Source organism: Brevibacillus dissolubilis, assembly GCF_006170445.1.
In the GTDB taxonomy this organism is placed as follows: Bacteria; Bacillota; Bacilli; order Brevibacillales; family Brevibacillaceae; genus Brevibacillus_B; species Brevibacillus_B dissolubilis.
Window position 1 is genome coordinate 282,196 of the sequence record NZ_VCNA01000007.1, and the last position, 24,166, is coordinate 306,361.

At 51.6% G+C, this 24,166-nt stretch carries 20 protein-coding genes and 1 rRNA gene; 18 read left to right on the top strand and 3 right to left on the bottom strand.

Annotated features, from left to right (window positions below):
- The first annotated feature begins 273 nt into the window (after positions 1-273).
- From FGI41_RS15290 to FGI41_RS15305, 4 genes are all read left to right on the top strand, one after another.
- Positions 274-1,131, top strand: a complete 858-nt coding sequence (locus tag FGI41_RS15290) for a carbon-nitrogen hydrolase family protein (protein WP_139491220.1) — start codon at positions 274-276, stop codon at positions 1,129-1,131.
- A 28-nt stretch (positions 1,132-1,159) separates the two neighbouring features.
- Positions 1,160-1,843: a GNAT family N-acetyltransferase gene (locus tag FGI41_RS15295; RefSeq protein WP_438358025.1), complete on the top strand. Its 684-nt coding sequence runs from the start codon at positions 1,160-1,162 to the stop codon at positions 1,841-1,843.
- 17 nt (positions 1,844-1,860) lie between these two features.
- On the top strand, positions 1,861-2,532 hold the full coding sequence (locus tag FGI41_RS15300; protein ID WP_139491222.1) for a GNAT family N-acetyltransferase: 672 nt from the start codon (positions 1,861-1,863) through the stop codon (positions 2,530-2,532).
- 123 nt (positions 2,533-2,655) lie between these two features.
- Positions 2,656-3,792: a zinc-dependent alcohol dehydrogenase gene (locus tag FGI41_RS15305; RefSeq protein ID WP_139491223.1), complete on the top strand. Its 1,137-nt coding sequence runs from the start codon at positions 2,656-2,658 to the stop codon at positions 3,790-3,792.
- Between the two features lie 378 nt (positions 3,793-4,170).
- Here the strand turns inward: FGI41_RS15305 and FGI41_RS15310 are convergent, their stop codons facing one another.
- Positions 4,171-5,115 carry a flagellar hook assembly protein FlgD gene (locus FGI41_RS15310; RefSeq protein WP_139491224.1) on the bottom strand — a complete coding sequence of 315 codons (945 nt, stop codon included), beginning with the start codon at positions 5,113-5,115 and terminating at the stop codon, positions 4,171-4,173.
- A gap of 166 nt (positions 5,116-5,281) precedes the next feature.
- Here FGI41_RS15310 and uvrB point away from each other — a divergent pair, with 166 nt between their 5' ends.
- Positions 5,282-7,261 carry an excinuclease ABC subunit UvrB gene (gene uvrB / locus FGI41_RS15315; protein ID WP_139491225.1) on the top strand — a complete coding sequence of 660 codons (1,980 nt, stop codon included), beginning with the start codon at positions 5,282-5,284 and terminating at the stop codon, positions 7,259-7,261.
- Positions 7,262-7,277: 16 nt separating this feature from the next.
- Positions 7,278-10,145, top strand: coding sequence for an excinuclease ABC subunit UvrA (gene uvrA, locus FGI41_RS15320; RefSeq protein WP_139491226.1), 2,868 nt, complete (start codon positions 7,278-7,280; stop codon positions 10,143-10,145).
- Positions 10,146-10,257: 112 nt separating this feature from the next.
- Here the strand turns inward: uvrA and FGI41_RS15325 are convergent, their stop codons facing one another.
- Positions 10,258-11,568 (bottom strand): sensor histidine kinase, encoded by a 1,311-nt coding sequence (locus FGI41_RS15325; protein WP_139491227.1) that lies wholly within the window; start codon positions 11,566-11,568, stop codon positions 10,258-10,260.
- 149 nt (positions 11,569-11,717) lie between these two features.
- Positions 11,718-12,314 carry an accessory gene regulator B family protein gene (locus FGI41_RS15330; RefSeq protein WP_139491228.1) on the bottom strand — a complete coding sequence of 199 codons (597 nt, stop codon included), beginning with the start codon at positions 12,312-12,314 and terminating at the stop codon, positions 11,718-11,720.
- Positions 12,315-12,848: 534 nt separating this feature from the next.
- On the opposite strand from FGI41_RS15330, the gene hprK reads away from it, so the two are divergent.
- The 12 genes from hprK to FGI41_RS15390 all read left to right on the top strand — a co-directional run.
- Positions 12,849-13,784: an HPr(Ser) kinase/phosphatase gene (gene hprK / locus FGI41_RS15335; protein ID WP_139491229.1), complete on the top strand. Its 936-nt coding sequence runs from the start codon at positions 12,849-12,851 to the stop codon at positions 13,782-13,784.
- A 24-nt stretch (positions 13,785-13,808) separates the two neighbouring features.
- A complete protein-coding gene (locus tag FGI41_RS15340) occupies positions 13,809-14,294 on the top strand; it encodes an acyltransferase (RefSeq protein ID WP_139491230.1) in 486 nt (161 codons plus the stop codon).
- Between the two features lie 163 nt (positions 14,295-14,457).
- A complete protein-coding gene (locus tag FGI41_RS15345) occupies positions 14,458-17,055 on the top strand; it encodes an Ig-like domain-containing domain (RefSeq protein WP_139491231.1) in 2,598 nt (865 codons plus the stop codon).
- Between the two features lie 203 nt (positions 17,056-17,258).
- Positions 17,259-18,440: an ATP phosphoribosyltransferase regulatory subunit gene (locus tag FGI41_RS15350; protein WP_139491232.1), complete on the top strand. Its 1,182-nt coding sequence runs from the start codon at positions 17,259-17,261 to the stop codon at positions 18,438-18,440.
- The gene (hisG, locus tag FGI41_RS15355; protein ID WP_139491233.1) at positions 18,437-19,096 is read left to right on the top strand and encodes an ATP phosphoribosyltransferase; all 660 of its coding nucleotides are present in this window, start codon (positions 18,437-18,439) and stop codon (positions 19,094-19,096) included. The genes FGI41_RS15350 and hisG overlap by 4 nt, the downstream gene beginning before the upstream one ends.
- A 25-nt stretch (positions 19,097-19,121) precedes the next feature.
- Positions 19,122-20,402, top strand: coding sequence for a histidinol dehydrogenase (gene hisD, locus FGI41_RS15360; protein WP_438358026.1), 1,281 nt, complete (start codon positions 19,122-19,124; stop codon positions 20,400-20,402).
- A gap of 40 nt (positions 20,403-20,442) precedes the next feature.
- A complete protein-coding gene (gene hisB, locus FGI41_RS15365) occupies positions 20,443-21,039 on the top strand; it encodes an imidazoleglycerol-phosphate dehydratase HisB (RefSeq protein WP_139491234.1) in 597 nt (198 codons plus the stop codon).
- A gap of 1 nt (position 21,040) precedes the next feature.
- Positions 21,041-21,661: an imidazole glycerol phosphate synthase subunit HisH gene (gene hisH, locus FGI41_RS15370; protein ID WP_139491235.1), complete on the top strand. Its 621-nt coding sequence runs from the start codon at positions 21,041-21,043 to the stop codon at positions 21,659-21,661.
- Positions 21,658-22,392 carry a 1-(5-phosphoribosyl)-5-[(5-phosphoribosylamino)methylideneamino]imidazole-4-carboxamide isomerase gene (hisA, locus tag FGI41_RS15375; protein ID WP_139491236.1) on the top strand — a complete coding sequence of 245 codons (735 nt, stop codon included), beginning with the start codon at positions 21,658-21,660 and terminating at the stop codon, positions 22,390-22,392. Before hisH ends, hisA begins: the two co-directional genes overlap by 4 nt.
- Positions 22,393-22,397: 5 nt before the next feature.
- Positions 22,398-23,156 (top strand): imidazole glycerol phosphate synthase subunit HisF, encoded by a 759-nt coding sequence (gene hisF / locus FGI41_RS15380; protein WP_139491237.1) that lies wholly within the window; start codon positions 22,398-22,400, stop codon positions 23,154-23,156.
- Entirely contained in the window at positions 23,153-23,794 is a 642-nt protein-coding gene (hisIE, locus tag FGI41_RS15385) for a bifunctional phosphoribosyl-AMP cyclohydrolase/phosphoribosyl-ATP diphosphatase HisIE (protein WP_139491238.1), read from the top strand. Before hisF ends, hisIE begins: the two co-directional genes overlap by 4 nt.
- Positions 23,795-24,082: 288 nt before the next feature.
- Positions 24,083-24,166: ribosomal RNA gene (locus FGI41_RS15390) — 16S ribosomal RNA — on the top strand; the annotation flags it as partial.

Sequence of the window (24,166 nt, forward strand, 5' to 3'; positions counted from 1 at the left end):
AACGCATAGGCACACCAGCAGTTTCAAGGAAAGGAAAAGCGTATGAGCAAGGAAATATACGAGTAGAATATTCTTGAACAGGACACGGATACCATTATGTAAAAATTTGGGCAAGTATCTATCACGGGAAAACCCTTGCTGCATCTATAAGTAACTTTTACGTAACTAGGTAACGAAAAAGTCTGTACTTGCGAATGATAATCAGTTGATCTCATAATGACAGTACGTCAATTGTCTGCGTTGCCAGATGATGAAATGAAAAAGGAGGGGCTTATGAAACTAAGAGTCTCAGCTGTCCAATATCACCTTCACACGATCCGTACTTTTGACGAGTTCGCCAAACAAGTCGAGCACTATGTCAAAACGGCCGAAGAGTTCGGTACAGAATTTTTGCTGTTCCCCGAATTTTTTACCACACAACTGATGTCGATCGGGAACGCACAAGGCGAAGCCTTAACCATCAACGACCTGCCTGATTTCACCGAACAATACCGTGAGTTACTCTCGTCTTTGGCGAAGCAGACCAAGATGCATATTATTGGGGGAACCCATGTCATTCGCAAGGGCGATTCTTTATACAATGTGGCCCATCTATTCTATCCAGACGGCAGAATTGCCGAACAGCCTAAGCTGCACATCACGCCGACAGAGGTGCATGAGTGGAGCATGAAGCCAGGCGACGGGCTGCAGGTTTTTGAGACCGAAAAGGGTACGATTGCGATGCTGACCTGCTACGATATCGAATTCCCTGAGATTGTGCGGATGGCTAAGGCAAAAGGCGCGGACGTCATCTTCTGTCCATCCTGTACCGATGACCGTCATGGCTTCCACCGGGTGCGCTATACCAGCCATGCCCGTGCGGTGGAGAATCAGGTCTATGTGGTAACCACAGGGACAGTAGGCTCATTACCGACCGTTGATTTTATGCGAGCCAACTTTGGTCAGGCAGCAGTGATCACACCGAACGATATTCCATTCCCGCCACGTGGCATCATGGTGGAAGGCGAGATTAACGATGATATGATCGTCACCGCTGACCTTGACCTAGAACTGCTTTACCAGGTTCGTGAGCGCGGTTCTGTCACGACATGGCGCGACCGTCGAACCGACTTGTATACGGATTGGAAATAACGAAGATAGGTTGGTCTGTATAGGGGGAATGTCGGTGTATCACAAGAAGTTCTTTGTTTTTGATCAGGATCGCCCTGTGCCTGTCGTGATCCGAAATTATCAGGAACGGGATATTGATGACTTAATCCGGATTCAACAAGAGAGTTTTCCTCCTCCCTTCCCACCTGAGCTATGGTGGAACACGCGACAATTACGCAATCATATCACGCTGTTCCCAGACGGTGCTCTGTGTGCCGAGGTCGACGGAGAAGTGGTCGGTTCCATGACAGGTCTCATCGTGAACTTCGATCCCGAGCACCCGGTCCATACTTGGGAAGAGATCACGGACAATGGCTATATCCGCAATCATAACCCGAACGGAAACACCCTGTATGTCGTCGATATTGGGGTACGTCCCACCTCACGAAAATTGGGACTGGGCAAATGGTTGATGTTCTCCATGTATGAGGTAGTCGTGCAAAAGGGTTTGGAGCGGTTGTTAGGCGGAGGAAGAATGCCGGGGTATGATGCCAAAGCAGACGAGATGACAGCCGAACAATACATTGATGCAGTGGTACAGGGGGACTTGAAGGATCCTGTCATCACTTTTTTATTGCGATGTGGTCGTACACCGGTGAAGGTAGTGGCAGACTATCTGGAGGATGAACAATCGCGGAATTATGGAACACTGATGGAGTGGAGAAATCCGTTTTTGCCATCGCATGATATGTGAAAGGATGAGGAATGGACGTGGAATATCACCGTATAACAAGTATTGAAGACCCGTTGTTTCTGAGCATGCACAATCTGATGCAGGAGGTATTCCCTGCCGAGGAAGTGCTCGAATACTCTCTGTGGAAAGAACCGCTGGAGGACCCAGGCATCCGTGTGTTTGTCGCTGTGCACGAGGGTGATGCCGTAGGGGCCACCGAGTACCGTTATTACGAAGACTTCAATGTAGCGATGACTGATTTCACCATTATCGGAAAGCCAGGTCTTGGCATTGGCCGCTTTCTGATGAAAAACCGCGAAAAAGATCTGCTTGCTCTCGCTGCTGCCAATCAAAAGGAACTATTCGGGATGTTCGCTGAGATCTATGATCCGTATCGGGTGCAGGACCTTGAGTTTGGTGGCGTGAAGCCGATGAACCCTTATGTCCGCCGTGAGGTTCTGGCTCACATGGGCTATAAAAAAATCAATTTCCCATATGTCCACCCGTCCTGGAACAACGACGGTGAGGCTGTAGAGGGTCTCGACCTCTGCTTCATGCCAATGGACGACAATGTAGACGAATTGCCAGCCGAGCTGGTGGTCAATTTCTTGAGACGTTATTATGCTGTCCTGCCGAACAAACCAGGCGCATGGGAATCCATGGTGGCAGGGCTCGAACAGCGGAAAAAGGTAGAATTATTGCCGCTGTAATCGTCTGTTACCGCTGTATGCAGGAAGCTTCTGCGCTAAAATAATAGACGTTTGGGGTCTTAGCCCTCCTTGTTTGAGGCAAACTAGTAAGATAGTTGAGCCGAAAATAAGGAGGGTTTTCTTATGAAAGCAGTCACCTATCAAGGAATCAAAGACGTACAGGTGAAAGAAGTACCCGATCCCACGATACAAGACCGCGAAGATGTCATCGTCCGGATCACCAGCACCGGCATCTGTGGGTCTGACCTGCATCTCGTCCACGGATTTATCCCGAATATGTACGAAGGCTATGTCATCGGCCATGAACCGATGGGCATTGTGGAAGAAGTAGGCCCAGACGTCACCAAGCTGAAAAAGGGTGATCGGGTCATCGTTCCGTTCACGGTAGCCTGTGGCCGTTGCTATTATTGCGAGCACCACTTAGAGAGCCAATGTGACAACTCCAATCCACATGGCGAGGCAGGCGGGTACTTCGGCTATAGTGGCACGTATGGCAACCATGCAGGAGGTCAAGCCGAGTTCCTGCGTGTTCCGTTCGGCAATTTTACTCCGTTCAAGGTTCCGGAAGACTGTGAGATGGAGGATGAAAAAATCCTGTTTCTCTCCGACATTCTCCCTACCGCCTATTGGGGTGTGGATAACGCCGGTGTGAAGCCTGGAGATACCGTCATCGTCCTCGGATGCGGTCCCGTCGGCCTGCTCGCGCAAAAATTCGCCTGGCTCAAAGGGGCCAAACGCGTCATCGCCGTCGACTACATCCAATACCGCCTCGACCATGCGAAAAAGATGAATAACGTCGAGATCATCGATTTCACCAAGATAGACAATGTGGGGCGCTACCTCAAAGAAATCACAGGCGGCGGTGCAGACGTCGTGATCGATTGCGTAGGTATGGACGGAAAAATGACCGTGGTCGAGATGATGGAATCCGCACTCAAGCTGCAGGGTGGAGCGATGGGAGCGATCGTGATCGCCAGCCAAGCCGTCCGCAAAGGCGGTACCATCCAGCTGGTCGGAGTCTACGGTGCGCGCTACAATGCCTTCCCGCTTGGAGACCTGTTCGCCCGCAATATTACGGTGAAGATGGGCCAAGCTCCGGTCATTCACTATATCCCTGAGCTGTACCAGATGATCAAGGAAGAGAAGTTTGACCCGACCGATATCATCACCCACCGCCTGCCATTGGCACAGGCTCAGCATGCGTACGATATCTTTGATGAAAAGACGGATGGATGCATCAAGGTTGTTTTGAAGCCATAATAACATCCATACGTGTATGCCAAAGAGCCAGAAGCAAATACTTCTGGCTTTTTTACATTTTTTCATGCATACAAGCACCTATACAAAGTACGTCCCATCCGAATATCTTGTATCAAACCTGTAAAGGAGAGATACATGTGTTCAAGAGAAAAAAGTGGATCCGGATTGACCGGGGATATCTGAAAAAAAGCAGAGTCCCCAAAAGCATTTGGTATGGGAAAAGAGGATGGTATGGTCAGCTTCGAAACGACCAGATTGTAAAGGTCAAAAACCGTAGTTCGTATCGCGGGTACTTCAGCGGCTTCATCAGAAAGCTACGGTAAGCACCCAGAAAAAAAGAGAGCCAGATCATATCCGGTTCTCCTTTTTCATTTCCGCCTATTTGTTTATTTCTAATCCAATAATCTCAGTGGTTTTCAGCTTTTTGCCGTTATCGAGTACGAACTCCATCAGACCGTTTTTCATGCTGAGCGCCGTGATGATGGCGTTCTTTTCCACCTTGGTGGTGGTACCGTCGGTGTTGGTTGTGGACTCAGTGTAGGTGGCTTTGTAGCCGATCATTTGCGCATATTTGAGTGTGTTGTCAACCGGTGCGTTGGTTTCTTTGCTGTCCATACCGATGATTTCGTCGGCATTCAGCTTTTTGCCGTTGTCGAGGACGAACTCGACGGAGCCGTTTTTCATGCTGAAGGTTTTGATGGCACCGCTTTTTTCGACTTCTTTGGTGATTTGGTCATCCTTCGTCTCAGGCTTGCCGTCGGCGTCGATCACGGTCTCTTCCATGTATCTCACGACATTGCCGATCATTTGGGAATATTTCAGCGTAGTTTCCAAGATGCTGCCGTTGGTCAAGCCTTTGGATTCGATGCCATGGACGTCATCCTTCAACACGACATCATCGCCAATGGTGAAGACAATCTTTCCATCCACCAACTTGACGGAACTGATCTCGCCGGTTTTGGTTACGGTAGTTCGCTCGCCGGTGATCTCGTTTTCTGTGGTCTTATCGTAGGTGGCTGTCTTGCCGATCAGGCTTTCGTATTCACGGATATTGAGCAGGCTGGAGTTCTGCTCTTTCATGATCTGTTCCATGCTGGTCAGGCGCTCCACCATCGTCATCATCGAGGTTTGCTGGATGAACTGCTGGTTATCCATCGGGGAGAGCGGGTCTTGATACTTGAGCTGTTCGAGCATGAGTTTCATGAAAGCATTGGAATCAAGCTCACCGGTGAATTCTTTTTTGTTTTTATAGCTATATTCAGGTGCGGTATAGACCGCTTGGGTTGTTGGATTGGTTGTGCTTGTGTTTACATTGGTCGCCATTGGGTACCTCCCATAAAGTTCGGTTCGGGCCTATCTCTCTATTTATTATCGGAGAATTGCGGGCAAATTGTTAGACAAACAAACGTTCGAATCATAGGCTTATTTCTGGAGGGTTTGTGCTATAATGGAATATAGCATGTTTATAGAAATGGAGGAGGAGAGGCGCATGGAGCAGAAGTTCCAATTGGTTTCGGAATTCCAACCGTCCGGTGACCAGCCGACCGCGATTGCCGAGCTGGTAGAGGGCGTTCTCGCTGGCAAGCGTCATCAGACCCTGCTCGGGGCGACGGGGACGGGGAAGACGTTTACCGCCGCGCAGGTGATCGCTCAGGTGAACAAGCCTACCTTGGTGATGGCACATAACAAGACGCTGGCGGCCCAGCTTGCCGCTGAGTTCCGTGAGTTTTTCCCGCATAATGCGGTCGAATACTTCGTCAGTTATTACGATTACTACCAACCAGAAGCCTATATCCCTCAATCGGACACCTATATCGAAAAAGATTCAAGCGTCAACGACGAGATTGACAAGCTGCGACACTCTGCGACCAGTTCTCTGTTTGAGCGCCGTGATGTGATTATCGTGGCTTCGGTGTCTTGCATCTATGGTTTGGGTTCGCCAATCGAGTACCGTGAGCTGGTGCTCTCCCTGCGTACCGGCCAAGAGCGCAGCCGCGATGAGGTACTGCACCGACTCGTCGATATCCAATACAACCGCAATGACATCAACTTCACACGCGGGACCTTCCGTGTGCGGGGAGACGTGGTGGAGATTTTCCCGGCGTCGCGCAGTGAACAGGCGATTCGGGTGGAATTTTTCGGTGATGAGATCGAACGGATTGTCGAGATCGACACCCTGACCGGAGAAATCTTGGGTGTGCGCGACCACGTCGCCATTTTTCCAGCCTCTCACTTCGTTACCCGCGATGAAAAATTAAAGCTGGCCATCGAAAGCATCCAAGCCGAGCTGGAGGTGCGCTTAGAAGAACTGAAAGCCCAAGGCAAGCTGCTCGAGGCACAGCGCTTGGAACAGCGCACCCGCTATGATATTGAGATGATGATGGAGATGGGCTTCTGCTCCGGGATCGAGAACTACTCCCGCCATTTGACCGGATTGCCGGAGGGCCATCCGCCATACACGTTGATTGACTATTTCCCGGATGATTTTCTCTTGATCGCGGATGAGTCGCATATGACACTGCCGCAGGTCAGAGGGATGTACAACGGTGACCGCGCGCGCAAGGACGTATTGGTCGAACACGGCTTCCGTCTGCCGTCTGCACGGGATAACCGTCCGATGAAGTTCGAAGAGTTTGAGGGCAAGATTCAACAGGCAATCTACATCTCAGCCACCCCGGGCCCTTACGAACTGGAGCATTGCCCGACCGTTGTGGAGCAGGTCATCCGCCCGACCGGTCTGATCGATCCGACCATCTCCGTCCGCCCGATCAAAGGACAGATTGATGATCTGATCGGTGAAATCAGAGCGACCATCGAAAAAGACGAGCGCGTCCTCGTCACCACCCTGACCAAAAAAATGTCCGAGGATCTGACCGACTACCTCAAAGAAATCGGCATCAAGGTACGCTACCTGCACTCTGATATCAAGACCATCGAGCGGATGCAGATTCTGCGTGCCCTGCGTCTGGGTGAATTTGACGTGCTGATCGGGATCAACCTGCTGCGGGAAGGTCTTGACCTGCCGGAAGTATCGCTCGTCGCCATCCTCGATGCGGACAAAGAAGGCTTCCTGCGCAACGAGCGCTCGCTGATCCAGACGATTGGCCGTGCCGCCCGTAATGCGGAGGGACGTGTTGTGATGTATGCAGACAAAATGACCGATTCCATGACCGCCGCGATTCGGGAAACCGAGCGTCGCCGTGCCATCCAGATCGCCTACAACGAGAAGCACGGCATCACCCCGCAGACGGTCAAAAAGGCAATCCGCGAAGTCATCGAGGCTACCCGCGTCGCCGAGGAAAAGGCCGATTATCTGCCAAATGCAGAATTTAAGAAGATGGCGAAAAAAGACCGCCTGACCGTGATCGCCCGTATGGAAGAAGAGATGAAAGAAGCAGCACGCGATTTGCAGTTCGAACGGGCCGCCCAGCTTCGTGACTTGATTCTCGAACTGAAGGCGGAGCTATAAGGAGTGAACGTAATTCATGTCTCGTGAACATATCGTTGTCAAAGGCGCACGGGCGCACAATCTCAAGAACGTGGACGTTGAGATCCCGCGCGACAAGTTTGTCGTATTGACGGGTCTGTCCGGCTCGGGAAAATCCTCGCTTGCTTTTGACACTATCTATGCAGAAGGACAACGGCGCTATGTCGAGTCGTTGTCCGCTTATGCGCGTCAATTCTTGGGTCAGATGGATAAGCCGGACGTTGATTCCATCGAGGGCTTGTCACCTGCCATCTCGATTGACCAGAAGACGACCAGCCGCAACCCACGTTCGACCGTAGGTACTGTGACCGAAATCTATGACTACCTGCGCCTTTTATATGCACGCGTCGGACGCCCGATCTGTCCAGAGCATGGCATCGAGATCAGCTCCCAGACGATTGAGCAGATGGTCGATCGTATCATGGAGTACCCGGAGCGCACACGTATGCAGATTCTCGCTCCGCTGGTCTCCGGCCGCAAAGGGGAGCATGTCAAGCTGCTCGAAGACATCCGCAAGCAGGGCTATGTCCGCGTCCGTGTCGACGGTGAAGTGCGTGACCTCTCTGAAGAGATCAAGCTGGAGAAGAACAAAAAACACTCCATCGAAGTAGTCATCGACCGCGTCGTGGTCAAGCCGGACAGCCGCTCCCGGATTGCGGACTCCCTGGAGACAGCCCTTCGCCTCGCAGACGGCAAAGTCATCGTCGACGTGATCGATCAGGAAGAGCTTCTGTTCAGCGAAAAGCATGCTTGCCCGGTCTGCGGATTCTCCATCGGGGAACTGGAGCCGCGCATCTTTTCCTTTAACAGCCCGTATGGTGCCTGCTCCGAGTGCGACGGCTTGGGTGTCAAGCTGGAGGTCGACCCGGACATGGTCGTTCCAGACCGCACCAAGACCTTATCCGATGGAGCTGTAGAGGCATGGGAACCGAAATCCTCCACCTACTACCAGCAGCTGCTCGAATCAGCCTGCCGCCATTTCAGCATTTCGATGGAGATTCCATTTGAAGAACTGCCGGAAGAGCATCTCAAGATCCTGATGTACGGCAGCGACGATGAGAAGATCCATTTCCGCTATGAAAATGAATTCGGCCAAGTCCGTGAAGCGGTCGTTCCGTTCGAAGGGGTCATCCCGAATCTGCAACGCCGCCACATCGAGACCAGCTCTGACTATATCCGTGAGCAGATCGAGAGCTTCATGAGCCAGAAGCCGTGTCCGGTATGTAAAGGGCACCGTCTCCGCCAAGAGAGCCTGTCTGTCTTCGTCGGCCAGCGTACCATCTCCCAGCTGACCGATCTCTCTATTGCGGATGCATATCAGTTCGCTGACTCTCTCGACCTGACGGAAAAAGAAAAAACGATCGCCCACCTGATCCTCAAGGAGATCAAGTCCCGTCTCGGCTTCCTCGTCGATGTCGGTCTGGACTATCTCACTCTGAGCCGGGCAGCAGGCACGCTCTCTGGTGGGGAAGCCCAGCGGATTCGTCTGGCGACCCAGATCGGCTCCAGTCTGATGGGGGTCCTCTACATCTTGGATGAGCCGAGTATCGGCCTGCACCAGCGCGACAATGACCGCCTGATCAAGACCCTGCGCCACATGACCAATCTGGGTAACACCCTGATTGTCGTAGAGCACGATGAAGACACGATGCTCGCCTGCGACTATATCATCGACATCGGCCCAGGTGCCGGGATTCACGGTGGTAATGTCGTCGCCCAAGGGACACCGCAGGAAGTGATGGAGGATACCAACTCCCTGACAGGAGCCTACCTCAGCGGCCGCAAATTCATCGCCGTCCCGCTCAAACGTCGCGAAACCAATGAAAAATGGATCACCATCGAAGGCGCGAAGGAAAACAACCTTAAGAACGTCAGCGTCAAATTTCCGCTCAACGTCTTCGTCGCTGTCACGGGAGTCTCCGGCTCCGGCAAAAGTACCTTGATCAACGAAATCCTGCACAAGACGCTCGCCCGCGAGCTCAACGGTGCCAAGGCCAAGCCGGGTACTCACCGTCGTATCACCGGTCTGGAGCATCTGGACAAGGTCATCGACATCGACCAGTCCCCAATCGGACGCACCCCACGCTCCAATCCAGCCACCTACACCGGTGTATTCGATGACATCCGCGACCTGTTCGCTACCACCAATGAAGCCAAGGTACGCGGCTACAAAAAAGGCCGCTTCTCCTTCAACGTCAAAGGGGGACGCTGTGAAGCCTGCAGCGGCGACGGAATCATCAAGATCGAGATGCACTTCTTGCCAGACGTCTACGTCCCATGTGAAGTCTGCCACGGCAAACGCTACAACCGCGAGACGCTGGAGGTCAAATACAAAGGCAAGAGTATCGCCGACATCCTCGCGATGACCATCGAGGACGCGGTAGAATTCTTCAAAAACGTGCCGAAAATCGAACGCAAGGTTCAGACCCTGCTCGACGTCGGCCTCGGCTACATGCGTCTCGGCCAGCCGGCCACCACGCTCTCCGGCGGGGAAGCGCAGCGCGTCAAGCTCGCATCAGAGCTGTATCGCCGCTCCAATGGCCGTACGCTCTACATTCTCGACGAACCGACGACAGGTCTGCACACCGATGATATCGACCGTCTGCTCAAGGTTCTGCAGCGTCTCGTCGATAACGGCGACACCGTCCTCGTCATCGAGCACAACCTCGACGTAATCAAAACAGCCGACCACATCGTCGACCTCGGTCCAGAAGGGGGAACCCGTGGTGGGGAGATCGTCGCCACCGGAACTCCGGAAGATGTGGTTCAAGTCGAAAGATCCTACACAGGGAAGTTCCTCGGTCCTATCTTGGAGCGCGACCGCAAGCGCACCCTTGACCGGATGGAACAGCTGATCACCCAATAACCATCATTACAACCAGCAGAAACAAGAAAGCTGGCATAACAAAAGGCCGAGGGTTCACGCCCCGGCCTTTTTACTATCTTCCTATTTCAATCCTACTGTTCATGAGCTGAAATCATTTTGGAAACGTTACCGTAAAACGTGTCACGTTCTCCTTTGATTCCACCTCGATCTTACCTTTATAGGCGTTAACTACTTTTTTGATAATCGCAAGCCCTGTGCCGCCTTCTCCGTTCCGCTTGGTGGTATATCCCAGCTTGAAGATATTCCCCAGCTTCTCTGGAGGGATCGTCGGCCCGTTATTTTCGATGATCAGGCACTCGTGCGTCTCGGTTTCCTTCCACTCCAGCGAGATGTAGCGGTTCTCCACCTCGTCCAAGGTAGCCCTGATCGCATTATCCAGCAGATTTCCCAGCACCTTGACCATGTCATTGGTCTTCATAAAAGCAAACTGTGACTCTGACGTGACCTTGATCGAAAAAGTGATGCCATCCGCCAGACACACTGCCATTTTGGAGTGGAACAGGGAAGCGACTGCCGTATTTTTGACGCCCTCTACCGTCTTGAGGATGGTGGAGGACTCCGCAATCAAAAGCTTTACATAGTCGGAAGCCTGCGTGTACAACTTCTCTTTCAACAAGCCATCGAGAGCTGTATAGTGATTCACCGCATCATGCTTGATCGAGCGGATCGCTGTCATCATATCATGGATATTTCGGACGTACGGCACCTCTGTCTCGTACTCCACCCGGTCAATCGTGTAGATGATGTACTGGCGGAACAAATAGATGATCAGAATGAACAAGATCAGAATCGCCCAGTTGAGGATCGGAACGTGGATAATCTCATAGAGCGGGAGAGCGTTCTCCATTGCCACGAAATAGCGTACACACAAGACCAGGATCGCCAACAGCTCCAGCCCACCGACCGTCACCAGCAGGGTCAGGTACAGATTAAGAGTCGGCCGTGGCAGATAGTTGCGCAAGTCGAAGTTCGATTTGCGTAAGAAAAAGACCAGGATCAGCTGCATCGCCATGTAAGTCCACATATACGAGTACAGATAGATTGGATTGGCTAGGATTTCCTGCACGCTTATCGACAGCATTTGGAACACGAATACCAGGATGAATTCACCTAGCGCCAAGATGGAAAAGGCAAAGATACTGACAAATATAGTGACCGCCATCCGATGCCTAAGCAGCAGATACGAATAGAGGTTCATCAAGACCAGGAGACAGGCCACCTTCAATTCAAAGCGGACACCGAAGTAGTCGAAGAGTCCAATGCTTGCTCCCTGTAATATGCTATATAAGACAAGCTTTTTCCATCGGGACAGGGTCGGAAGGTTAAACAGTGACAAACCAACAACGATCGACACCAACGCCTCCGGGAAGTCCAGCAGGAAAAACTTTAAGGCTATTTCCACATCATTATCCTCCTCGTCGGAAATACAGAGAACCTAGAAAGCGTCGAAATTTGTAAAATTAACTCGATTTGTATATTATACAATGATTTTATGGCATGAAAAAGACCATCATTACCTAATTTACGAAGCATGATGGTCTTTCTATATTCCTATGCTAATTTTACTTGACGGAAGAACCAAAAACTAGCCGGATGTAAATAGGTGGATTGCAGAATAATGGCGAAAGCGTACGAAAAAGCGAGACGTTCGAATCCGTTGGCGATCATCACCAGAGAGAAAAGCAGTCCGACTGTGAGCAAAACCGTCAAGATCCGACGATTTTTCTGCCGTTGCTCCAGAGGAAAGGTAAACACTCGTGATTGAGGTGCATATCTGAGGTTCAGCACCATCGCATACGAGTATGCCACCACGAGGAACAGCATCTCATAGGACCAGTGGGGCAGCTCGATCACGCTTGCGCCATATCCCATCCCAAGCAGCAGCAGGTTGCCGATGATCAGACAGGTCCAGGCTTGTGAAAGATGCAGACCACCTGAGAAGCTTCGCAAGAGGAAGTAGATGAGTGTAGTGATTAAGACACTGATAAAACTGTTGCTTATGTAAGCCAACAACAGAATAAAGCCCAGATTCAACCCTTGCAGAATCATGATTTCCAATCCATGGGAAATGGTACGGACAGACTCCGTGCTTCCATGTTTGACAAGCCCCTTGGCGATGGAAGTCGAGAATTGTTCCAGTTTACTCATCAAAATACCCCTTTGTTTCGAACTTTCGGAAAAATATACAAGCCAGCTTTCAATTTCAAACCGTTGATTCTACATATTTTTTCGGTAAAGTAAAAAGTTTTTCATTCTTCTGCTCGGTTTTGTGGAGGGGTAGGTTCATAAATGGAGAGGGTGCACAACATACCAGCGGCAAAAACACCTGACACAAAGGCACAAAATGTTCCAAAATGTTGCATAATCTTACGAAGTAACATAACATTCAACTCCTCTTTAGATTTCTAGCAATCCCTAGTATTTATTTTATAAGAAAGAATACCTAGCAACAAGCAGAAATATTGAGAAAATATACAAGATTTTCATTATTGTCTACAATATATTACGTATGCAAGACCTATTGTTTCGGTGTAACCGATTTTGAACTAAATCTAAGGTAACAGATATCGCCCAAATCACAGTTTGTCCGTGCAGTTCTACTTGCCTACTGCAAGGAATGGTTGTGTCGGCATACATAAGTCTTATACAATAAAAGGAATGAATCAGTGGGAAGGTGACCGCATGCGTAAAACAAGAGTTAACCATCTGGTAGAACGTTTTAATATGAAGGTACTGAGCGGTGAAGAAAACTTGTCCCGCGAAATCACGGTAACGGACCTGAACCGGCCTGGATTACAGCTGGCCGGCTATTTTTCGCATTATCCGCAGGAACGGATTCAGATCTTCGGTATTACCGAAATGGAGTTTTTGAATACTCTCACTCACGAGGAGAGAGACCAGCGCCTCCGTTTTCTGATGAATGAAGAAACTCCTTGCCTCCTTATAGCGCGTAATTTGGAAGTGCCTGTCGAGATGATTGAGGCTTCCGCAGAAACGGGTGTACCACTGCTGCAATCCCCGCTTGCTACGACGGCACTGGTGAGCAAGCTGACCAATTACTTGGAGGACAAACTGGCTCCGACGACGACGATGCACGGTGTGCTGACTGATATCTATGGTGTCGGCGTGTTGATTACAGGCTCCAGCGGGATCGGGAAAAGTGAGACCGCCCTTGAGCTGGTCAAGCGCGGCCATCGCCTGGTGGCAGACGATGCGGTGGAGATCCGCCAGACTCAGGAAGGTCAGCTGATCGGCTCCGCCCCAGAACTGATACAGCACCTGCTTGAGATCCGTGGTGTCGGGATTATCAACGTCATGACCATGTTCGGTGCGGGTGCAGTCCGCAATATGAAAAACATCGCGATGGTCGTACAGCTGGAGCTGTGGGATCAGCACAAGCAATACGAGCGACTGGGCCTGGATGAAGAGAAAATCAAAATCATGGATACAGAGATTCCGGTGCTCACCGTGCCTGTAAGACCAGGCCGGAACTTGGCTGTCATCATCGAGGTGGCTGCCATGAACTTCAGACTCAAGCGCATGGGCTACAACGCGGCGGTGCACTTCTCCAAGCGACTCACCGATACCATCGAGGAAAACGAAGCAGAGAGCTACTAAACCGCGAAGGAGCCGTGCTTACCTATGCGCAAGACACAACGTTACTCGGTGAATGGAGCGAATCCGCTTTGGCAGCTTTATCAGACGGTCAGCTTCTGGAAGGTCATGAAAAACTTCATCGTCATTCAAATAGCGAGATACACCCCGTTTTTGTCATGGAAAAACTGGCTCTACCGCACCTTTTTGCGGATGGAGGTAGGGGATCGGTCCGCTGTGGCGCTGATGGTGATGATGGATATCATGTTTCCCGAACTGATCAAGATCGGGCGCAACTGTGTGATCGGCTATAATACCACCATTCTGGCCCATGAATACCTTGTAGATGAATACAGATTAGGAGAAGTGAAGATCGGTGACGGCGTCCTGATCGGAGCCAATTCGACCATCCTGCCCGGAGTGGAGATTGGTGACGGCTCGATTATCGCCGCCGGTACGGTTGTTCACAAAGACGTCCCTCCACGGGTTTTTGTAGGCGGCAATCCGATGCAAATCATCCGTGATCTCGAATGAAGCCTCGCTTTTATTGGCGGGGCTTTTCTCTTGGCTGGAAATAAGTTTACATAAAAATACCGTATAATGGTTGTTCCCTCTTCAAAATCCTTCTATAATGGAAAAAGGTTTTCACCTGCAGAAAATTAGGGAAATATAGAGTTTTGAAAGGAGAGGAAATCGTTTGTCCCGACAATATTGGAGGTTTATCACCATTTTTTTACTGGTGATTGCCCTCATCAATCCGGCAGGCTTTGTCTTCGCTGATGCTGCCAATCCTTCAGACGCCCCACAAGAAATTGAGAACGTTTTGGAAACAAAAGAAGTACAAGCTCTCCCTGTGGAAGAGCCTGCGGAGCAAGTGGCTCCCGACAACGTTCCAGACACGGAGAAGCCGTTTGTAACCGATGCATTCCCGGCTAATGGAGCACAAAATGTATCTGTAACTGACAAAACGATTTTTCTGCTCACAAACGAACCTGTTTTTGTTAACGGGCAGAATCTGACCCGTGATAATACCCGAGCAAAAATGTCGCTAACCTATAATGGTACACAGCAAGATTTCTTACTCGCCTACAACAGTTCAACCAAGCTGCTTCAGCTTACCGTTCAGCCTGGATTTATTGCTCAATCCCAGTATCTTTTGACGATTCAGCCAGATACGTTCCGGGATGCAGCAGGTAATCCCAATGACTTGATTACACTGGGCTTTACAACAGGTGTGGACAACACCCCTCCAGGAGTCTCCTTTGACCCGATGAATGGCTCTGTCAGCATGCCGGTAGACGGCAATATCATGATTCATTTCACCAAGCCGGTCACCCCGGTCTCCACGTCCTATCAGAGCTTTGTCACACTCCGGGAGTATACGCCGAACTCTCCAACAGGGACGTATGTCGCTTATTCCACGGCATGGAGCAATAACGGACGTACCCTCGTGCTTGATCCGGCACAAGATCTGCTGCCGAACAAGACCTACTTGGTATCCGTGAATGCGGGTTTTGTACGTGACAATCTCAATCAGTTAAATAATGCGGCCTATGCCACCTTTACCACGATAGGTGACAGCTTACCGCCTACCTTCACACTTGCCATCGTACCTACCGCCAGCACTGCTGCGGTTCCATCTTACAGCAACTTTACTGTGACCGTGAGTGAAGCCGTCACCTTGGGGAATGGTGAGGCGATTACTGATGCGACAGCAGGGAATGTGGTGCGGCTGAAGGATTATACAGGCCGTATCATTCCGACCCGTGTGATGTGGGCACCTTATACCCGTACGTTTACCATCGACCCGGTGAATAACCTGCGCAGCAGCACCAACTTCACACTGGAAGTCGTAAGCGGTACCCTCAAAGATACCGCGGGCAACCTGAACAGTACCGCTACGTTGGCGTTTACCACCATGTACGAGCAGGGACCGCCGATCATCACAAGCAGCATCATGAACGGACAGATCAACGTCTCCCCGGCGGAACCGATTGTCTTGTTCTTTAACAAATCTGTTGTTCTTGCCAACGGCTCTGCCATCACCAACGATAAAGTCGGTCAATTGATCAGCTTAAAAGAAATGTCTGGAGTCAACGCAGCGTATACCGCTACATGGGACCCGGATCAACTCAGCATCACGATCACCCCGATCTCCAAATTAAAGACGAATACCACCTACATTGTCAGTATGGAAGGCAATGCCTTCAAAGATCTGGCTGGCAGCTCCAATCAAGCTTACCGTATTCAATTTACAACGGTAAGTGATCTCAACCAGCCGACAGTGATCTCAGCACCGGAGAACGGTGAGAAAGCTGTACCAGTCAACAGCAAAATTCACCTGCGTTTCAGCAAGCCTGTCGTTTTGCCGAACGGACAGAAGATCACCGACAGTAAAGTCAAGGACCTCGTCACTGTCAAAGACAGCAACCTCCGCGATGTTGCCTTTACCGGTCAGTGGATTGAAGATGAGCGCATTATTGCTCTGACCCCAACCTCCCCGCTGAAGCGCAATGAAGCGTATACGATCCAAGTCAAAGAAGCGGCTGTCAAAGATCAGACGAACACACCGGTTCAAGGCTATATCGCCAGCTTCAACACCATCATGGACACCAATCTGCCTGAAATCATCTCTCTTCCGGCCCACGGAGACGAAGTAGCAGTGGATGAGGAGATCCTGATCGCCTTCAAAGAAGAAGTGAAGCTGGCCAATAACCGTACCATTACACTTGCCACAGTCCGCTCTCTTGCCAAGCTCTACGATGAAGAATTCAAGCTGGTCAGCGTCGGCTATTCCTGGGATGCCAAGAACCGTACGATCAAGCTGAAGCCACGTAACGCGCTCAAAGCAAGCAGCACCTACACGCTGATCATTCCAGGTGCCAAGGTGTACAATACCAAACGCAAAGGGAACGCTGCGTACGTTGCTACCTTTACGACCTCTGGGGAAAGCCTCCCACCGCAGATCGAGATCACACCAAAAGACGGATCAACCAAAGTAGGTATCCGTCAAAACATCGAAGTTCGCTTTGACCGCACCGTCACGATGGCCAACGGCACCGAACTCAGCGATGCCCGCCTCAAGGATGCAGTGCAGCTGTATAACGATGATGCCGAGCTCGTTCCGGTTGATATTACATGGGACGAGGATCGAAAAGTGATCGTCATCGACCCGAAACTCAACTACCGCCGCAAATCAACCTATTTCGTAATGATTCCAGAAGGGACGTTCTGTGACCTTGTAGGAAACCTGAACGAAGAGATGATTTCTACGTTTGAGACAGCAAGTGAATAAGTAAAATGGGGAATAATAAAAAGGGTGTATGTCTTTTAGGCATACATCCTTTTTTATGGTCAAAAAATGAAGAGATCGTTAAATTGTGCGACTATTCTAATGGCTGTTGACCATTTTCCTATTTAATGGTACATTTCTACTAATCAATTCGCTTTAGTTTATTAGCATATTAGCAGAGTAAAGCGTTCGGAGGCGAAATTTGTATGGCGAAGCCATTGGTTTTTGAAAAGCCACTAGGTATGCGTGATATTTTACCGGAGTCCTTAGCCAAGCACCGTAAGCTGGAGAGCGTCCTTCGCGGCTCGATTGAGAAGTGGGGCTATGAAGAGATCACAACCCCTTCTTTGGAATACTTCGATACGGTCGGCGCTGCTTGTGTCACCTTAGAAGGACGGATGTTTAAGCTCCTTGACAAGCAAGGACATACCGTGATCCTGCGTCCTGAGATGACGGCACCGATCGCCCGTGTCGTTTCTTCTTTATATAAGCATGTCCCATTGCCGATCCGTCTGTATTATCAAGCCAATGTCTTCCGCGCTCAGGAAAAAGAAGCAGGACGTCCGGCTGAGTTCTTCCAGACAGGTGTCGAGCTGATCGGAGAAGCATCCGTGGATGGTGACGCTGAGGCGATTGCACTTGCGGTTGCTTGTCTGCAGGCCGCACAGGTTCCCTCTTTTAAGATCGCGATCGGCCATGTAGATTTCATCGACGGGCTTTTGGATGAGATCGTCAAAGACCCGCAGATCCACACCCAATTCCGTGCCTATCTGCATGACCGTGATTATGTCGGCTACCGCCAACTGGTCGAGAGTCTGGAGCTGTCTGACGATGAACGCCGTCGTCTGCATGCCCTCATGCACCTGCGTGGAGGCAAGTCCAAAATCGCAGAAGCCCACGAATTGACCATCAATGGAAAAGCACGCAAAGCAGTGCAGACCATTGCATCATTGTGGGAGGCATTAGAAGCCTACGGTGTAACCGACCATCTGTTGCTCGACTTTAACCTCTTCAGCAATTTTAACTACTATACAGGTACGATTTTTGAAGGCTACTCAGCAGACCTCGGTTCCCCGCTGCTTGGTGGGGGACGTTATGATACCTTGCTCGAACAATTCGGGCGTCCGGCTCCAGCCACCGGTTTTGCGATCAATATGGACCGCCTCAACCAAGTGACTACCCTGACGACCACGAGAACCGAACAGCGACTGGTGATCGCATATGCCCCTGACCGCCGCGAAGAAGCATTGCGGCAGGCACAGGCAGCACGCCAGACTGGACGCGTCGTCATTACCCGCCTGTTGACTGACGGGGACGTAACCGAATCTCTTAGCAACCAAGCCCAAGATGAAATCATGATTCTCACTGCCGAGGAGGGAGAGGTATGAGCCGTTCCACCAACCTGCAAAAACTGACGATCGCCATGCCAAAAGGACGGATCTTCGAAGAATCCCTCGTCTTCTTGGAGCAGGCGGGTCTCAAGGTTACCCAAGACCTCAAAGATACACGCAAACTGATCATCCCGGTGGAAGACAGCCACCTCGAATTCATTCTGGCAAAACCGACAGACGTGCCAACCTATGTCCAATACGGTGTGGCAGACGTCGGTGTCGTCGGCAAAGACGTGCTGCTGGAAGAAGAACGCGATGTCTATGAGCTGCTCGACTTACAGATCGGCTACTGCCGGATGATGGTTGCTGGTCTGCCTGATTTTAGCCCAAGTGAATATCCGCGCGTAGCGACCAAGTATCCGCGCATCGCTTCCCGCTACTTCCGTGAGCAGGGACAGCAGGTCGAGGTCATCAAGCTCAACGGTTCTGTTGAATTGGCCCCGTTGATCGGCTTGGCCGAACGTATCGTCGACATTGTCTCCACCGGACAGACCCTGCGTGAAAATGGTCTGGTCGAGTTGGAGCACATCTGCGAAATCACCACTCGCCTGATCGCCAACCGCGCCAGCTACCGGATGAAGAGTGAAGCGGTGGATGACATCGCCCAAAAATTTTTACAAGTAATCCCGAAGAGTCCAGCGGGTAAACGATAGAACAAAAGCCAGAGGAGGAACCGACATGATCCGCTTTGTGGATGCAGCCAACTTTGATGCCAAGCGCAGCCTCGACGCAGGAACTGCCGAACAGCAGGCAGCCGTCCGTGCGATTTTGGCCAAAGTAAAAGAAGAAGGGGACGCCGCCCTTCGCTACTATACAGAGACATTTGATAAAGTGGCGCTGGAGAACTTCCGTGTGACAGAGGCCGAGTACGACGAAGCAGACGCCCTCGTCTCCCCTGAGGTGAAGGAAGCACTCCGTGACGCGGTAGCCAACATCCGAGACTTCCACGAAAAACAAAAACGCCAATCCTGGTTCACTACCAAAGAAAGCGGCACCCTGCTCGGCCAACTGATCCGCCCGTTGCGCCGTGCCGGACTCTATGTACCAGGCGGAACCGCCGCCTATCCATCCTCTGTTTTGATGAATGCCATCCCGGCTGTTGTCGCAGGGGTAAAAGAAATCGTCATCACCACACCACCAGGACGTGATGGCAAGCTGAACCCAGCGATTCTCTTTGCCGCCCGCCTCGCAGGGGTAACCGAAATCTATAAGGTCGGTGGAGCACAAGCGATCGCAGCACTTACCTACGGCACCGAATCCATCGCTCCAGTCGATAAAATCGTCGGCCCCGGCAACATCTATGTCGCTCTAGCCAAGCGCGAAGTATTCGGTCTCGTCAACATCGACATGGTGGCAGGCCCAAGCGAAATCGTTGTCCTTGCTGATGACACGGCTGATCCAGTCTATGTAGCTGCCGACATGCTTTCTCAAGCCGAGCATGATGCTCTTTCATCAGCGGTGCTGGTCACCACCTCCCGCACACTGGCAGAGGCAGTCGGACAAGAATTAGAGCGTCAACTCTCCCTCCTGCCTCGCCGCGACATCGCCGGAGCATCCATCCGTGATTATGGAGCGATCTGCCTCGTGGACAGTCTGGAACAAGGTTTCGATGTGGTAAACCGCCTTGCCGCCGAGCACTTAGAGCTTCTGATCGCCAACCCATTCGAACATCTTGGCAAAGTGGAAAACGCCGGAGCGATCTTCCTCGGCCCATACAGCTCCGAGCCGGTCGGTGACTATTTTGCAGGAACCAACCACGTCCTGCCGACCAACGGTACAGCCCGCTTCTCCTCTGGCCTGTCCGTAGACGATTTCATCAAAAAATCAAGCGTCGTCTCCTACAGCAAGGCTGACCTCGCCGCCAACGGCCGCAAGATCATCGCCCTTGCCGAGCAGGAGGGTCTCGCTGCACACGCCCGTGCTATTCAGGTACGCCTTGACGACTTTTCCAAAGAATAATTTGATCCCACAAGACTTCATATAGACGGAGTGAATACACATGGAAGCTTTGAAACGTGCCGCACGCATTGACCGTAAAACCAACGAAACCGACATCTCTCTGGAGTTTGCTGTAGACGGAGAAGGCTCAAGCCAGCTAGATACCGGAGTGCCGTTTTTGACCCACATGCTCGACCTGTTTGCCCGACACGGCTTTTTTGATCTGAAGGTAAAAGCAGTGGGTGACATCGAGATCGACTATCACCACACTGTTGAAGATATCGCGATCTGCCTCGGGCAAGCCCTGCGCGAAGCACTTGGCGACAAAAAAGGCATCAAGCGCTACGGCAATGCGTTTGTTCCAATGGATGAGACCCTTGCCCAAGTAGTGATTGACCTGAGCAACCGCCCACACCTTGAGTACCGTGCCACCTATCCGTCCCAGCAGGTAGGCCAATTCCCGACCGAGCTGGTGCACGAATTCCTCTGGAAGCTGGCACTTGAAGCCCGCATGAACCTGCATGTCATCCTGCACTACGGACACAACACCCACCACATGATCGAAGCGATCTTCAAAGCACTGGGCCGCGCTCTCGACGAAGCGACTACCGTTGATCCGCGCGTCAAAGGTGTACCTTCCACGAAGGGGATGTTGTAAGATGATCGGCATCATCGACTACGGCATGGGCAACCTCTACAGCCTGGGCAAAGCATTGGAGCGCCTGGACTATGCGTATGATTTTGTTTCCGATCCAGCCAAATTCGCCGAGTATGACGGCCTGATCCTGCCGGGCGTAGGTGCGTTTGGTGACGCGATGCGCAACATCCGCGAAGCCAAGCTCGACGAAGCGATTCGTGCTTATGTACGTACTGGCAAGCCGATCCTGGGCATCTGTCTGGGCATGCAATTGCTTTTCAACAGCAGTGAAGAGCACGGTCACAACGAGGGACTCTCCCTGCTTCCAGGTGAAGTAGCCCGTTTCCAAGGTGACTACAAAATCCCGCACATGGGCTGGAATGAACTTCAACTCAAGCAGCTTGCCCATCCTCTTTTAGATGGAGTATCCGAGGGCGATTATGTCTACTTCGTCCACTCCTTCCATGTCCGTGTAGCAGATCCTGATGTTCTGCTCGCCACCACCGATTACTTCCAAGACGTGACCGCCATTGTCGGGCGCGATAACGTATTCGGCATGCAATTCCACCCGGAGAAAAGCGGGGATACCGGCATGCGGTTACTACTAAACTTTGCTAAGCAGTGCGAGGGGGTCCTACGATGAGCTTCACGATTTATCCTGCGATTGATATCCGAGGCGGCAAATGCGTCCGTCTTTTTCAAGGGGATTATGCCCAAGAAACCGTATACGGTGAGTCTCCTGTTGAGGTAGCCAAAGACTGGGTCAGCCAAGGTGCCACCTATGTTCACCTGGTCGACCTCGACGGAGCCAAAGAAGGCAAGCCGCTCAACGGCGAGCTGATCCGTACCATCGCCCAGCATGTAAATGTCCCTGTCCAAATCGGCGGCGGCATCCGTACCGAATCCGATATCGTGGAGTACCTCGAAGGCGGCGTTTCCCGCGTCATCCTCGGCACCGCTGCGATCGAAAACCGCCCGTTCGTCGAAAAAGTACTCGGCCTCTACGGCAAACAAATCGCCATCGGTCTCGACTGTCGCGGCGGCTTCGTGGCTACCCGCGGCTGGCTCACCACCACCAACATCAAAGCCGTAGACCTCGCCAAAGAACTGATCGAACTCGGCGCAGAGACCTTTATCTACACCGATATTTCCCGTGACGGCACACTCACAGGCCCCAACGTAGACGAAATCGTCGGTCTTGCTCAAGCAACAGGCAAACAAGTGATTGCCTCCGGTGGCGTCAGCATCGTCGAAGACCTGATCGCACTCGCCCGCTATCAGCAAGACGGTGTAGGCGGTGCCATCGTCGGCAAAGCCCTCTACACAGGCGCCATCGACCTCCAACAAGCGATGAACCGCACAGGGGAGGTCTAATCATCATGCTCGCCAAACGCATCATTCCCTGCCTCGACGTAAAAGAAGGCCGTGTCGTCAAAGGTGTCCAGTTCCTCGGACTCCGCGACGCCGGAGATCCAGTCGAGCTTGCGAAAAAATACAGTGAGGAAGGCGCAGACGAACTCGTCTTCCTCGACATCTCCGCCTCCCACGAAGGCCGTAAAACCATGGTCGACGTCATCGAGCAGACCGCTGCCAATATCACCATTCCGTTTACCGTCGGCGGTGGTATCAACAGTGTTGATGATATGAAACGTATCCTGCGTGCAGGCGCCGACAAGATTTCGCTCAACACCGCAGCTGTCCTGCGCCCAGAGCTGATCCGCGAAGGCTCCACCGTATTCGGTGCCCAATGCATCGTCGTAGCCATCGACGCCCGCCGCACCGCAGAAGGCAAGTGGGAAGTCTATACTCACGGAGGCCGCAATGCGACAGGCCGTGACGTGATCGAGTGGGCACAGGAAGCCGAGCGCCTCGGTGCCGGCGAAATCCTGCTCACCAGCATGGATGACGACGGCGAGAAAAAAGGCTTCGGGATCGCCCTGACCAAAGCCGTCTCCGAAGCTGTCTCCATCCCTGTCATCGCTTCTGGCGGTGCCGGAGCAGTCGAGCACTTCGCAGACGTCCTCACCGAAGGCAAAGCCGATGCTGCCCTCGCTGCATCTATTTTTCACTATGACGAAACCTCTATCGCTTCCGTAAAAACCTATCTCAATGAAAAGGGAGTTGTCGTACGCCCATGACCTATGCTATTCCCTGGGAAAGCCTTCGTTTCGACCAAAACGGCTTAATCCCTGCCATCGTTCAAGACGCCGCCAGCAAAGAAGTCCTCACCCTCGCCTATATGAATAAAGAATCTCTCGAAAAAACGCTGGAAACCAAAGAGACCTGGTTCTACAGTCGTTCCCGCCAAGAACTCTGGCACAAAGGAGCAACCTCCGGCAACACCCAAAAAGTCACCGGTATCCGCTACGACTGCGACGGTGACGCCCTCGTCGTACTCGTACAACCCAATGGCCCTGCCTGCCACAAAGGTGTCTATACCTGCTTCTCAGAAAACATCCAACTGGGTGAAGAAGCAGCACCTTCACCTGTCCAGGACCGCTTTGCCATCCTTGCAGAACTGGAAAGCCTGATCGCCTCCCGCGAAGCCGAGCGTCCAGAAGGCTCCTACACCACATACCTTTTCGACAAAGGTGTAGACAAAATCTTGAAAAAAGTCGGGGAAGAGGCAGCCGAAGTCATCATCGCCGCAAAAAACCGCAACCACGATGAGCTTCGCTATGAAGCATCCGACCTGATCTTCCATCTTCTCGTTCTCCTTCGCGAGCAAAAACTCCCATTGGATGCTGTCCTCACCGAACTGCAAAGCCGCCGCTAACCCGCCTGCCACTCTATCACGAGTGGCTTTTTTGATCTTTTTATTAAATGAATTAAATTCACTGTTGACTTATGTGCATTCGATGTGATAGATTAATGCATGTCGCCAACGAGCGAACAACTAAACAGCAAGCTTAAGTGCTAAAAATAGAACTTGACTTGCGAATAGCGAACGTGATATATTTACTACCGTTCGACAAAAAACGATAATGTTCTTTGAAAACTGAACAGCGAAAGCAAATGATAATTCAGCCAAGCAACAAGTTTTTGACCTAGATCAACTTCAACTTTATTGGAGAGTTTGATCCTGGCTCAGGACGAACGCTGGCGGCGTGCCTAATACATGCAAGTCGAGCGAGGGTCTTCGGACCCT